At 69.5% G+C, this 12,393-nt stretch carries 14 protein-coding genes; 7 read left to right on the top strand and 7 right to left on the bottom strand.

The annotated features are described in order from the left end of the window. The first annotated feature begins 17 nt into the window (after positions 1-17). Positions 18-812 (top strand): DUF4239 domain-containing protein, encoded by a 795-nt coding sequence (locus BY998_RS05955; protein ID WP_110350712.1) that lies wholly within the window; start codon positions 18-20, stop codon positions 810-812. Positions 813-825: 13 nt separating this feature from the next. Here the strand turns inward: BY998_RS05955 and rimM are convergent, their stop codons facing one another. The 4 genes from rimM to BY998_RS05935 all read right to left on the bottom strand — a co-directional run bounded on the left by rimM (position 826) and on the right by BY998_RS05935 (position 3,928). Beyond that, positions 826-1,497, bottom strand: coding sequence for a ribosome maturation factor RimM (rimM, locus tag BY998_RS05950; protein WP_110350711.1), 672 nt, complete (start codon positions 1,495-1,497; stop codon positions 826-828). A 151-nt stretch (positions 1,498-1,648) separates the two neighbouring features. Beyond that, positions 1,649-2,011, bottom strand: a complete 363-nt coding sequence (rpsP, locus tag BY998_RS05945; RefSeq protein ID WP_110350710.1) for a 30S ribosomal protein S16 — start codon at positions 2,009-2,011, stop codon at positions 1,649-1,651. A 105-nt stretch (positions 2,012-2,116) separates the two neighbouring features. Continuing rightward, positions 2,117-3,688, bottom strand: a complete 1,572-nt coding sequence (ffh, locus tag BY998_RS05940) for a signal recognition particle protein (RefSeq protein WP_110350709.1) — start codon at positions 3,686-3,688, stop codon at positions 2,117-2,119. 18 nt (positions 3,689-3,706) lie between these two features. Continuing rightward, positions 3,707-3,928 carry a glutathione S-transferase gene (locus BY998_RS05935; protein ID WP_110350708.1) on the bottom strand — a complete coding sequence of 74 codons (222 nt, stop codon included), beginning with the start codon at positions 3,926-3,928 and terminating at the stop codon, positions 3,707-3,709. Between the two features lie 302 nt (positions 3,929-4,230). Here BY998_RS05935 and BY998_RS05930 point away from each other — a divergent pair, with 302 nt between their 5' ends. The 5 genes from BY998_RS05930 (at position 4,231) to BY998_RS05910 (ending at position 8,454) form a co-directional block, all read left to right on the top strand. Beyond that, positions 4,231-4,695, top strand: coding sequence for a hypothetical protein (locus tag BY998_RS05930; protein WP_110350707.1), 465 nt, complete (start codon positions 4,231-4,233; stop codon positions 4,693-4,695). Between the two features lie 353 nt (positions 4,696-5,048). After that, on the top strand, positions 5,049-6,137 hold the full coding sequence (locus BY998_RS05925; RefSeq protein ID WP_110350706.1) for an aromatic ring-hydroxylating dioxygenase subunit alpha: 1,089 nt from the start codon (positions 5,049-5,051) through the stop codon (positions 6,135-6,137). Positions 6,138-6,213: 76 nt separating this feature from the next. Then, positions 6,214-7,275: an MBL fold metallo-hydrolase gene (locus BY998_RS05920; RefSeq protein WP_110350705.1), complete on the top strand. Its 1,062-nt coding sequence runs from the start codon at positions 6,214-6,216 to the stop codon at positions 7,273-7,275. Between the two features lie 85 nt (positions 7,276-7,360). Further along, positions 7,361-7,795, top strand: coding sequence for a RusA family crossover junction endodeoxyribonuclease (locus BY998_RS05915; RefSeq protein ID WP_245421490.1), 435 nt, complete (start codon positions 7,361-7,363; stop codon positions 7,793-7,795). After that, complete coding sequence (locus BY998_RS05910) at positions 7,795-8,454, top strand: hypothetical protein (protein WP_110350704.1); 660 nt, start codon at positions 7,795-7,797, stop codon at positions 8,452-8,454. The genes BY998_RS05915 and BY998_RS05910 overlap by 1 nt, the downstream gene beginning before the upstream one ends. Positions 8,455-8,460: 6 nt before the next feature. Here the strand turns inward: BY998_RS05910 and BY998_RS05905 are convergent, their stop codons facing one another. From BY998_RS05905 to hslV, 3 genes are all read right to left on the bottom strand, one after another. Next, positions 8,461-9,273, bottom strand: coding sequence for an EamA family transporter (locus BY998_RS05905; RefSeq protein ID WP_110350953.1), 813 nt, complete (start codon positions 9,271-9,273; stop codon positions 8,461-8,463). A 64-nt stretch (positions 9,274-9,337) separates the two neighbouring features. Beyond that, positions 9,338-10,651 carry an ATP-dependent protease ATPase subunit HslU gene (gene hslU / locus BY998_RS05900; protein ID WP_110350703.1) on the bottom strand — a complete coding sequence of 438 codons (1,314 nt, stop codon included), beginning with the start codon at positions 10,649-10,651 and terminating at the stop codon, positions 9,338-9,340. Between the two features lie 112 nt (positions 10,652-10,763). Continuing rightward, positions 10,764-11,324 (bottom strand): ATP-dependent protease subunit HslV, encoded by a 561-nt coding sequence (hslV, locus tag BY998_RS05895; protein ID WP_181425439.1) that lies wholly within the window; start codon positions 11,322-11,324, stop codon positions 10,764-10,766. A 191-nt stretch (positions 11,325-11,515) separates the two neighbouring features. On the opposite strand from hslV, the gene motA reads away from it, so the two are divergent. Continuing rightward, positions 11,516-12,391: a flagellar motor stator protein MotA gene (motA, locus tag BY998_RS05890; RefSeq protein WP_110350702.1), complete on the top strand. Its 876-nt coding sequence runs from the start codon at positions 11,516-11,518 to the stop codon at positions 12,389-12,391. Positions 12,392-12,393: the final 2 nt, after the last annotated feature.

The following is a 12,393-nucleotide window of genomic DNA, read 5'->3' as shown; positions in this document are numbered from 1 at the left end:
CTCCTTCGGTTCGCGCGATGATCCTCAGCCTCTGGCTCGACCAACCGGTCTGGGCGATGTTCGCCCTCCTGGCCGCGGGTTTCCTGGCGGTCTGCGGCCTCCTGAGCCTGCTCACCAACCTTCCCTGGACGCGGCCGGCCTTGCGCGCGGTCGCGGCGGGCATCGTGCCGCCCTATATCGGCGTCGTCGCGGTGCTGCTCTCGCTGCTGACCGGCTTTGTCGCCAACGATGCCTGGGAGCGTCAGCGTCAAGCCGGGCGCGTGGTGCAGGCGGAACGCGCCCATGCCCTGGCGATCCACGATCTGAGCGTCGCCTCGGCGCCCGACATGAGCGGCCTGCGCGGCGCGCTCTTCGCCTATCTCGACGCCGTGGTGCGGGAGGAATGGCCGTCCATGGCCGAGACCGGTTCCGCCGCGCCGGCCGCGGGGCAAGCCCTGGGCCGCCTGCTCCAGGCGGCGGCGGACCCGCGCACCGCCTCGGAGGCGGGGGAGGCCACGCACGCGGCCCTCCTGGGCGCGGTGATGCAGCTGCGCTCGGCCCGCAGCGAGCGCCTCGCGCTCAGCGCCGCCCGCAGCGACGAGAGCAAGTGGCTGACGCTGCTCGTGCTGGCGGCGCTGACGCTGACCGCCATCGCCCTCGTCCATTGCGAACGCCCGCTGGCGCAGGCCACGACGCTCGGCCTGTTCTCGCTCGCGATGGTGACGACGCTCGGTGTGATCGCGATGCACGAGCGCCCCTTCGACGGGCCGTTGGCGCTGACGCCCGACCCGATCCGCCTCGCCCACACCGCGATGACGTCGGGCCAGCGCTGAGGGAAAGGGGGGGTCAGCCCGGATCGTCGGCGGGCTTCGGGCCGGGCGGGGCGAACAGATCCTCGGGCGGATCGGCCACGACCCGGCCGCCGGCGATGTCGAGGCTCGGCACGAACGCTTTCGTGAAGGGCAGGAGCGCGGTCGGGCCGCCGGCCGCCGGACGGATCTCGAGGAGGTCGCCCCCGCCGTAATTCGGCACCGCCACGATGGTGCCGATCACGCTGCCGGCCTCGTCCTCGACCCGCAGTCCGATCAGGTCTGTCAGGAAGAATTCGTCCTCCTCGGCCGTCTCGCCGAGCCGCTCGCGGGGGATCGAGAGGGTGACGCGGTTGAGCGCCTCGGCACCGGTCCGGCCGTCCACGCCCTTCACCCGCACGATCAGCAGGTCGGGCGAGCCGCCGGGCGCGGTGCGGGCATCGGTGATTTCGAGGTCGCGCCCGTCGGAGGCACGCAAGGCGCCGTAGCCCGCGATGGCGAGGGGCTCGCCGGTATGAGATTTCAGCCGCACCTCGCCGTGCAGGCCGTGCGGCCGGCCGAACTCGCCGAGCACCACGAGGCTCGGGTCGGAGGAGGTGGGCGGTGCCGGCTGAGGCGCCGGCGGCTTGCGGGCGGAAGTCACGGCGCGCGCTCCGAGCGGCTCGGGCCGCGCGGGTCCGCGCGAGGAGGATCCGGGGCGGCGGGCCATGCAGGGGGCTCGTGGGCAGCGGGTCTCGACGGCCTCTCCTCCCCGTACGGGGAGAAGGGGGATGAAGGGGTCACAGGGTGAGCGGCGCGGATCGTTCCGCCCCGCTCCCTCCCCGACCCCTCCCCGCAGAGGGGAGGGGCGAAGCCGTGCCTTAGGCGGCGGCGTCCTCGGCCGGGGCGGCGGCCTTCTCGGCGCGCTTGGCGGCGCGCTCCTTGGACTTCTCGCCCGGCTCGGCCTTCTGCGGGTTGTTGCGGGCCGGGCGCTTGGCGAGGCCGGCGGCGTCGAGGAAGCGCAGGACGCGGTCGGTCGGCTGGGCGCCCTTGGCGAGCCAGGACTGCACCTTCTCGGTGTCGAGCACGATGCGGGCCGGATCGTCCTTGGCCTTCATCGGATCGTAGGCGCCGACCTTCTCGATGAAGCGGCCGTCGCGCGGGGCGCGGGCGTCGGCGACGACGATGCGGTAGTAGGGGCGCTTCTTGGCGCCGCCGCGGGTGAGACGGATCTTGAGGGACACTGGTAAACTCCTGAGTTCCGAATGATGCGAGCGAAGAGCGAGAAGTGAGGAGCGAATAGGATCCGAGGGATCGATCTATTCGCTACGCCCTGCTCGCCACCCGCCCTATTTCTTCTTCCCGAACGGGAAACCGCCGAGACCGGGAAGGCCCGGCCCCTTCGGTCCACCGAGGCCCGGAAGGCCCGGCATCTTTCCGCCGCCCGGACCCCCGAGGCCCGGCGGCATCGGCGGCAGCTTGCCGCCGAACTGCTTCTCGATCTGCGCGATCTGCTCCGGCGTCGGCTCGGGCATGCCCGCCGGCATCTGCGGCATGCCCCCCGGCATCCCGCCGCCGAGCCCGAACATGTTGCCGAGCGCCTGGCCGATCCCGCCGCGCTTGCCCGAACTCATGGACTTCATCATGTCGGCCATGGTCCGGTGCATCTTGAGGAGCTTGTTGATCTCCTCGACCTTCACGCCGGCACCGGCCGCGATACGCTTCTTGCGGCTGTTCTTGAGCAGGTCGGGGTTCTTGCGCTCGCCCGGGGTCATCGAGGAGATGATGGCGCGCTGGCGCTTGAACATCTTCTCGTCGAGGTTGGCGCCCTCGACCTGCTTCTTCATCTGCCCCATGCCGGGCAGCATCCCCATCAGGCCGCCGATGCCGCCCATCTTCTCCATCTGGGCGAGCTGCATCGACAGGTCTTCGAGGTCGAACTTGCCCTTCCGCATCTTCTCGGCGGTGCGCAGGGCCTGCTCGTGGTCGATAGTCTCGGCCGCCTTCTCGACGAGCGAGACGATGTCGCCCATGCCGAGGATGCGGTTGGCCACCCGCTGCGGGTGGAACTCCTCCAGCGCATCGACCTTCTCGCCGACGCCGACGAGCTTGATCGGCTTGCCGGTGACGGCGCGCATGGAGAGCGCCGCGCCGCCGCGCGAATCGCCGTCCATGCGGGTCAGCACGATGCCGGTGACGCCGAGGCGCTCGTCGAAGGCGCGCGCGGTGTTGACCGCGTCCTGGCCGGTGAGCGCGTCGGCCACCAGCAGCACTTCGTGGGGCTTGGTCGCCGCCTTCACTTCGGCGGCCTCGGCCATCAGGCCCTCGTCGACCGTGGTGCGGCCGGCGGTGTCGAGCATCACCACGTCGAAGCCGCCGAGGCGGGCGGCTTCCATGGCACGCTTCGCGATCTGCACCGCCGACTGGCCGGCCACGATCGGCAGGCTCTCGACCTCGACCTGCTTGGCCAAGACCGCGAGCTGCTCCATCGCCGCGGGACGCCGCGTGTCGAGGGAGGCGAGCAGGACGCGGCGCTTGTCGCGCTGGTTCAGCCGGCGGGCGATCTTGGCGGTGGTGGTCGTCTTGCCCGAGCCCTGGAGGCCGACCATCAGGATGGCGACGGGGGCCGGGGCGTTGAGATCGACGACGCTGGCCTCGGTGCCGAGCATCGCGATGAGCTCGTCGTTGACGATCTTCACGACCATCTGGCCGGGCGTCACCGACTTCAGCACGACGGCGCCCACCGCCTTCTCGCGCACCCGGTCGGTGAACGAGCGCACCACCTCCAAGGCCACGTCCGCTTCCAGCAGGGCGCGGCGTACCTCGCGGAGAGCCGCGGTGACGTCGGCCTCCGTCAGCGCGCCGCGGCGCGTCAGCCCGGAGAGGATGCCGGAGAGGCGGTCGGAAAGGCCTTCGAACATATGTCTCGTCAGCCCGGGTTACTGGTGGAGGCCGGCATTGGCCACGCGGCGGGCCTGCAACGCGTCCTCGAAGGCGGCGACCGCGCGGGCGAACTTGTCCCGGCAGGCGGAATCGCAGAAGCCGACGACGGCGCCGCTGTAGAGGGTCAGCGCCTCGGGTACGATCGGCTTGCCCGACCAGGGGCAGAGATCGTTGATCGCATCCTCGATGCGCAGGGCAGTATCGTTCGCGGGCGCCATGGCGAGGCTCGGATTGCGGCTTCGGCGAAACTCCGGCAACGACGAGGGCGCCCGAGGGCGCAGACGCGCTGTCGGACGTTGACCTCCGGCCTCTCGGGCCGGGCGGCGGCTCATCGTGACGATCGTTTCGTCGAAATGGAGCCGGGCGGATAGGCCCTGCGCACCGGCAAGTCAATCCCGAGCCCGCGCTGCCTGTCTCCCGTCAGGACGGTGACCGGGGCGTTAAGCTTTACGCTTCGTTAAGTATGTTGGGCTCTGATGGCCTCCGACGCACCGCTGGAGGTGCCCGAAGGACGACCCCGATGTCGGAACCCGCGCGACAGGCCCCGCACTCCGAACCCGGCATCCGCACCCCCGCCGGCGGCGCCCCGCTGCGCGATTGGCTCGCCGCCATGCGGGTCGCGGCGACCGAGAGCCGGGCGCCGGAGCCGAGCGAGCCGGCTGCCCCGATCGAGGAGCCGCAGCCCGAGACGCGCGGCGCCGGCTGGGCGCCCCGGCTCGTCACCGCCGCGGCCAAGCCGGCCGAAGCGGCCGACGAGGACATTGCCGAGATCATGGCCGAGAACATGATGCTCAAGGCGCGCCTTCGGCTTGAGGCCGAACGGCGCGACGACCTCCAGCTGATCCTGGCCCAGGAAATCCGCGAGCTGCGCGCCCACATCGCCGAGGAGGTCGGCAAGATGGAGGATCTGCGGGCCGAGCGCGACCTTTGGCGCGCCCGCTGCGAGGCCCTGGCCGCTCCGCTGTTCCAGACCCAGCAGCGCTGAACCTTTTCCAAGACCCCGAACATGCGAAGGGCCGCCCGATGGGGCGGCCCTTCCATTGTCGAACCGGTCAGTCCGACGAAACCTGCCGTGATCCCGCGAATGCGTCAGGCGCACACGCCGGAGGCAACGGTCCAGGTCTTGGTCGTCGGCGACGGCTGATGACAATGAGACACTGGATCACCTCCTTTCGTTCGTTGCGGATGAGCCCAAGGTAGGGACGTTTTCCGCCCGGCGAAAGGGCCGCCGCTGCGTTGTCTCGCCGCGGTGCACAAGGGGTCGCCGGCCGCGCGTCTGGCCGGCGCGGGGCGAGGCGCCTAAAGAGGGCGCTCGTCAGCATCGGTCGCCCCCGCCACATGTCCTCCTCCGCCGCCCCGCGCGCCTCTACCGCCGACGACGTCCTCGACCCGCGCGCCATGCGCGAGCCGCTGCCCAATGCCTGGTACTGCGTCGGCCCGGCCTCCGCGGTGGCGGGCGGCAAGATGCGGGCGATGGCGCTGAACGGCGAGCAGGTCGTGCTCGGCCGCGGCAAGGACGGCGTCCCGTTCGCCCTGCGCGACCGCTGCCCCCATCGCGGCATGGCGCTCTCCAAGGGCAAGTTCGACGGCGACACCCTGATGTGCCCGTTCCACGGCTGGCGCTTCGGCACCGACGGGCGCTGCCGCGACGTGCCGACGCTCTCCGAACACGACGCCTCCGACTTCTCCCGCATCGCGGTCCAGCGCTTCCCCATCGTCGAGAGCGCGGGCTTTCTCTGGGTCAACCCGCATCTCGGCCCCGCCGACCCGGAGGCGGTGCCGGCCGTGCCCGCCCTCGATTTCGAGCCGGCGGGCAGCCTCGTGCTCGAATTGGAGGTCGAGGCCTCGTTCGATCTGACGACGCTGAGCCTCGTCGATCCCGGCCACGTCGCCTTCGTCCACGACACCTGGTGGTTCCGGCCCTCCAAGGAGCTGCGGGAGAAGGTGAAGACCTTCCAGCCCGTGCCGCACGGCTTCGTCATGACGAGCCACGCCACCACCACGAGTTCGCCGGTCTACCGCCTGCTGGGCGGCGCGCCGGAGGTCGAGATCGAGTTCCGCCTGCCCGGCGTGCGGCTGGAGCGGATCAGGGCCGGCGCCAAGCACGTGGCGAACTACACCTTCGCCACGCCGATGGGCCCCAACCGGACGATGCTGACCAACGCGCTCTACTGGAGCATGCCGGCGCTCAACCTGCTGAAGCCGGTGGCCCGGCCGCTGATGCGCCAGTTCCTGACCCAGGATCAGCAGGTGCTCCAGCACGCCCAGGCCGGGCTCGATCGCAAGCCGACCCTGGTGCTGCTCGGCCAGGGCGACCTGCCCTCGCAATGGTATTTCCGCCTCAAGCGGGAGGCCCTGGAGGCCGCCCGAGAGGGAAGGCCCTTCGCCAACCCGCTCACCCGCCAGGAACTGCGCTGGCGCTCCTGATGCCGGGCCTTGCTGCATCCCGCGGCATCGGGTCCGCGCCGCTTGAACGGCGCCGGGGCCGGGCCATCTTGGCCGTATGAAGAAGCGTGGCCTGCTCACGGTCGCCAGCGCGGCCACGGTGATGACGCTGGGCGGGGTCGGCTACGCTGCCCGCCGACGCGGAAAGAATCCGTATTACCGCGGGCCCAAGAGCGACCACTTCGACGGCCTGCGCTTCCACGCCCCGAACCAGCCGCCGGACAAGTCGCTCGGCGATCTCGCCCGCTGGCGCAGGACCGGCAAGCCCGAGGCCTGGCCCGGCAGCTTCCCGAGTCCGTTCCCGGCGGACAAGCCGCCGGAGCGGGTGCAGGGCCTGCGCGTCGTGCTGATCGGCCATGCCAGCTGCCTGTTCCAGGTGGCGGGCCGCAACATCCTGGTCGATCCGGTCTTTTCCAAGCGTGCGAGCCCGTTCCGCTTCGCCGGCCCCAAGCGGGTCAATCCGCCGGGCATCGCCTATGCCGACCTGCCGCCCATCGATGCGGTGCTGATCACCCACAATCACTACGACCATCTCGACGGCCCGACCGTCGCCCGGCTCTGGCAGGACCATCAGCCGCTGATCGTGGCGCCGCTCGGCAACGACGCGATCGTGCGCGGCTACGACGACACCCTGCATGTCGAGACCCGCGACTGGGGCGAGTCGGTCGATCTCGGCGCGGGCATCACCGCCCATCTCACCCCCGCCAACCACTGGTCGGCCCGCGGCCTGAACGACCGGCGCATGGCCCTGTGGTGCGCCTTCCTGCTCACCACGCCGCGGGGCGTGCACTACCATGTCGGCGATACCGGCCTCGGCGACGGCGCGATCTTTCGCGAGATCCGCGCCCGGTTCGGCCCGCCGCGGCTCGCCACCCTGCCCATCGGCGCCTACGAACCGCGCTGGTTCATGCAGCCCCAGCACATGAATCCGGCCGATGCGGTGGAGGCCCTGACCCTGCTCGGCGCCGATCAGGCGCTCGGCCACCACTGGGGCACATTCAAGCTCACCGACGAGGGCATCGAGCGGCCGGTCGAGGCCTTGGGCGAAGCGCTCGCGGCGGCGAGCCTGCCGCCGGAGCGGTTTTTGGCGTTGCGGCCGGGGCAGGTTTGGGAGGGATAGATCGCTCTCTCTACTCTCTTAAGTTGTGGTGCGCGAGATTGAGTGGTAGCTTCGTCCAACGGCCGTGCGAGCCGCGAAGGCAAGCGTGACCTTGGCTGATCAGGATACGATTTATCCGCTCGAGTTCTTCGTTGCCTCCACGCCGATCTCACTCCAAGCAAGTGGACGGTCCAAGGAGCGGTGGAAGTCGGAGGTCAGGCAAGCGGCGCGTGCGCGGATTGAAGAGACCGATCCGCTAGGTTTTCTCGATCGCCGCCCACTCAGTCTAACGATCTACTACTTCGCGGCTTTGCAGATGGAAGGTGACATCGACAATATCGTCAAGCCGATCATGGATGCGCTGATCCATGTGGCCTGCATGACCGATAACGATGTCGAGCGCGTCCTCATCCAGAAGTTCGAGCCCGATGTGGAGTGGATTTTCTCCGATCCGAGTGCGCAACTAGCTGAAGCCCTGGATGTCCCGCGGCCCACGGTCTACGTCAGGATCGACGACGACCTGAGTTGGAGGCTCCTGTGATGGAACAGGTTCGATCGCTTCGACCGGATGCCGAGCGACAGTTCATCGACACCTTGCGTCGGCGCTTCGAGGAGGAAGGATTCGCCTTCACCGCGGAGCCCGATCCGAAGCAGTTGCCCAGTTTCCTCGGATCCTACGTTCCGGACGCGCTTGCCCAGAAGGCCGGCAGCAACATTGTCATCGAAGTTAAACAACAGCCGAGCCTGACCTCGCAGCGAGCGTTATCGGACATCAAGCGTCGCTTCGATGGACAGCCGGACTGGCAGTTTCGCGTGTTCTATAGGGGATCGGACCCGCACTCGGCCGACACGATCGCGCCGGTCGCGCCGGATGTCGTCCGGCGAGCAGTCGAAGACGTACGGAGGCTCACGACGCAAGGCGATCGTCGCGCAGCCTTCATCATGGGTTGGTCTCTTCTGGAGGCCGCACTCCGTGCGCGTCGTGACGGAGCGGAAAGCCAAGCCCGCATGCCGGGCACCGTCGTCCAGACTCTGGCAATGGACGGCATGATCGAGCCTGAGACGGAGCGACGTCTCCGCCATCTGGTCCCCCTCAGAAACCGCCTCGTCCACGGCGACTTGGCCTTTGAGCCCACAGCGGGGGATGTCGAGACGATCCTCACGACCGTTGATGAGGTTCTGAACGCCGATCTCTCTTGAAGGAAGTCAGCGGTTGTCGTCGGCGCGCCGCCGACCCATCACCGTGATCCCCGCCGAGGCCGCCACGATGCAGCCGATCGCGCCCCATTGCACGAGCGTCAGGCGCTCTCCGAGCAGGGCGAGGGCGGCGAGCGCGGCCACCGCCGGTTCGAGGCTCATCAACACGCCGAAGGCCGGGCGGGGCAGGCGGGTCAGCGCGAACATTTCGAGGGAATAGGGCAAGGCGCTCGACATCACGGCGATGACGAGGCCTGTCCCGAAGGTGGCGGGGACGAGCAGATCCGCGCCGGCCTCCGCGATCCCGACGGGTGCCACGACGAGGGCAGCGACCGCCATGCCGAGGGCCACGGCCCGCCCGCCGCCGGCCCGGCCGGCGCGCTGGCCGAACACGATGTAGCCCGCCCAGCACAGGCCCGCGCCCAGCGCCAAAGCGGCGCCGGTCGGATCGAGGGTACTCGTCTCGCCCAGCGGCAGCAGCAGGCCGAGCCCGAGCACCGCGAGCCCGATCCAGGCGAAGTCGAGCGCCCGGCGGGAGCCGAAAAGCGCGACGGCCAGCGGACCCGTGAACTCGATGGCCACCGCGACGCCGAGGGGGATCGTGCGCAGCGCCAGGTAGAACAGCAGGTTCATGAGCCCGAGCGCCGCGCCGTAGAGCGCGATGGCGCCGATCTCTCCGCGCTCCGGGCTGCGCCGCCAGGGCCGCCAGACGGCGAGCAGGATCAGCGCCGAGAAGCCGACTCGGAGCGTCGTGACGCCCGCCGCGCCGACGACCGGAAACAATCCCTTGGCGAGCGCCGCACCGCTCTGGATCGACACCATCGCCGCCACGAGTGCGAGGATGGGCAGGCCGGCGCCGCCGGGACCGCTCCCTCGGCTCACGCGATCACAGGATGAAGCGGCTGAGATCCGCGTTCGAGGCGAGATCCTGCACCCGGTCGCGCACGTAGGCCGCATCGATCGGCACCGTCTCGCCGGAGCGGTCGGTCGCCGTGAACGAGATCTCGTCGATCACCCGCTCCAGCACGGTCTGCAGGCGGCGGGCTCCGATATTCTCCACCGTGCCGTTCACTTCGACCGCCACGCGGGCGAGCGCGTCGATGGCATCCTCGGTGAAGTCGAGGGTGACACCCTCGGTCTGCATCAGCGCCACCGTCTGCTTGATCAGGCTCGCTTCCGTCGCGGTGAGGATCTGCTTGAAATCCTCGACCGTGAGCGGTTGCAGCTCGACCCGGATCGGCAGGCGGCCCTGCAACTCGGGCAAAAGGTCGGAGGGCTTGGAGACGTGGAAGGCGCCCGACGCGATGAACAGGATGTGGTCGGTCTTCACCGGCCCGTGCTTCGTCGCCACCGTGGTGCCCTCGATCAAGGGCAGCAGGTCGCGCTGCACGCCCTCGCGGGACACGTCCGCACCGGAGCGGCCTTCCCGGGCGCAGATCTTGTCGATCTCGTCGAGGAAGACGATGCCGTTGTCTTCGACCTCGCGGATCGCCTCGCGGGTCAGGGCGTCGTCGTCCACGAGCTTGTCGCTCTCCTCGGCGATCAGGGGAGCGTGGGCGTCCGCGACGGTGATGCGGCGCGGCTTGCCGCGCTGGCCGCCGAGCGCCTTGCCGAGCATGTCGGACAGGTTGATCGCGCCCATGGAGGCGCCGGGCATCCCGGGGATCTCGAACATCGGCAGGCCCTGCGATCCGCCGGCCGCGAGTTCGATCTCCACTTCCTTGTCGTCGAGCTCGCCGGCCCGCAGCTTCTTGCGGAAGCTCTCGCGGGTCGCTTGGCTCGCGGTGGGGCCGACCAGCGCGTCGAGGATGCGGGACTCGGCCGCCGCCTCCGCCTTGGCCTTGACCGACTTGCGCTTTTCCTCCCGCGTCAAACCGATGCCGACCTCCACGAGGTCGCGCACGATCTGCTCCACGTCGCGGCCGACATAGCCGACCTCGGTGAACTTCGTGGCCTCGATCTTGAGGAAGGGCGCGCCGGCGAGCCGGGCCAGCCGCCGGGCGATCTCGGTCTTGCCGCAGCCCGTCGGCCCGATCATCAGGATGTTCTTGGGCGCGACCTCGTCCCGCAGCGGGCCCTGGAGCTGCTGCCGGCGCCAGCGGTTGCGCAAGGCGATGGCGACGGCGCGCTTGGCATCCTTCTGGCCGACGATGAAGCGGTCGAGCTCGGAGACGATCTCGCGGGGAGAGAAGGTGGTCATCGGGCTCCTGCGGCCGTTTTTTGGATTGTCCGGGGCTACGCGACCGGCGCGACACCTTCCCCGATAGGTCGATCTAAGCGGGCATAGCCCGCCTTTCCAGGGCGCCCGCGCCTCAGGCCGCGTCGAGCGTTTCGATCACGAGGTTGCCGTTGGTGTAGACGCAGATCTCGGCGGCGATCTTCATCGAGCGGCGCACGATCGCCTCGGCGTCGAGGTCGCCGTCTTCAAGGGCGCGGGCGGCGGACAGGGCGTAGTTGCCTCCCGAGCCGATCGCCATGACGCCGGTCTCGGGCTCCAGCACGTCGCCGGAGCCGGACAGCAGCAGGCTCACCTCACGATCAGCCACCAGCATCATCGCCTCCAACCGGCGCAGGTAGCGGTCCGTGCGCCAATCCTTGGTGAGTTCGACGCAGGCGCGGGTGAGCTGGCCGGGATACTGCTCCAGCTTGGCTTCCAGCCGCTCGAACAGGGTGAAGGCGTCGGCGGTCGCCCCCGCGAACCCGCCGATCACGGTGCCCTTGGCCAGCCGCCGGACCTTGCGGGCATTGCCCTTCACGATGGTCTGGCCGAGGCTGACCTGACCGTCGCCGCCGATCACCACCCGGCCCCCCTTCCGGACCATCAGGATCGTGGTGGCGTGCATCTGCGGCAGGCGATCGTCGGTCTGGGCCAAGGAGGCGCTCCGGTTTCGTCGGAAGGTGGGGTTCGAGCCTCAGTTATGCGCTCGCGGGCCCACCTCCAAGCCGGGGCGCCGCATCGCCCCACAAAGCTCCGCGCAAGCCACCGCGCCTATTCGCTGCGGCTCGAAGGGGCGTCGCCTGCCGATGCCCGTCCCCGCAAACGGTTGTCTCCGGAGCCTTCCTCATGGGCATCCTCGTCGGCCTTGTCATCGCGATCGGCTGCATGCTCGGCGGCTTCGTCGCCATGGGCGGGCACCTGATCGTGATCTGGCAGCCCTGGGAGTTCGTCATCATCTTCGGCATGGCGGCGGGCACCTTCGTCATCGCCAACCCGATGAAGACCGTGGTCGATTCCGGCAAGGCGACGATGGAGGCCTTCACCAACAAGGGCCCCAAGCGCCAGGACTTCCTCTCGCTGCTCGGGCTGCTGCACGCCCTGATGCGCGAGCTGAAGACCAAGCCGCGCAACGAGGTCGAGACGCATTTCGACGATCCGGCCAATTCCGAGATCTTCAAGAACTATCCCGAGGTGACCAAGGATCAGGATCTGGTCTTGTTCATCTGCGACTATTGCCGCCTGATCCTCATCGGCAACGCCCGCTCCCACGAGATCGAGGCGCTGATGGAGGAGGAGATCGGCACGCACAAGAAGTACAAGCTCAAGCCCTATGCCGCGATCAACACCGTGGCGGAGGCGCTGCCGGCGCTCGGCATCGTCGCGGCGGTGCTCGGCATCGTGAAGGCGATGGGGGCGCTGGACCAGTCGCCGCAGATCCTCGGCGGCCTGATCGGCGCCGCGCTGGTCGGCACCTTCATCGGCGTGTTCGCCTCCTACGGAATGCTCGCCCCGCTCGCCGTGAAGATCAAGGGCGTGCGCGAGAAGCAGTGCAGCGTCTACACCATCGTGAAGCAGAGCCTGATCGCCTACATGAACGGCGCGCTGCCGCAGGTCGCGATCGAGCACGGACGCAAGGGCATCGCCGGCGGCGACCGCCCGACCATCGACGAGGTCGAGAGCGCCACCGTGCCGGGCGCCCGCGCCGAGCCGGCCGCGGCCTGAGG

Origin of the sequence: Methylobacterium sp. B4, assembly GCF_003201865.1 — a bacterium.
Lineage (GTDB): Bacteria > Pseudomonadota > Alphaproteobacteria > Rhizobiales > Beijerinckiaceae > Methylobacterium.
This window is presented reverse-complemented; position numbering and strand designations above follow the sequence as displayed.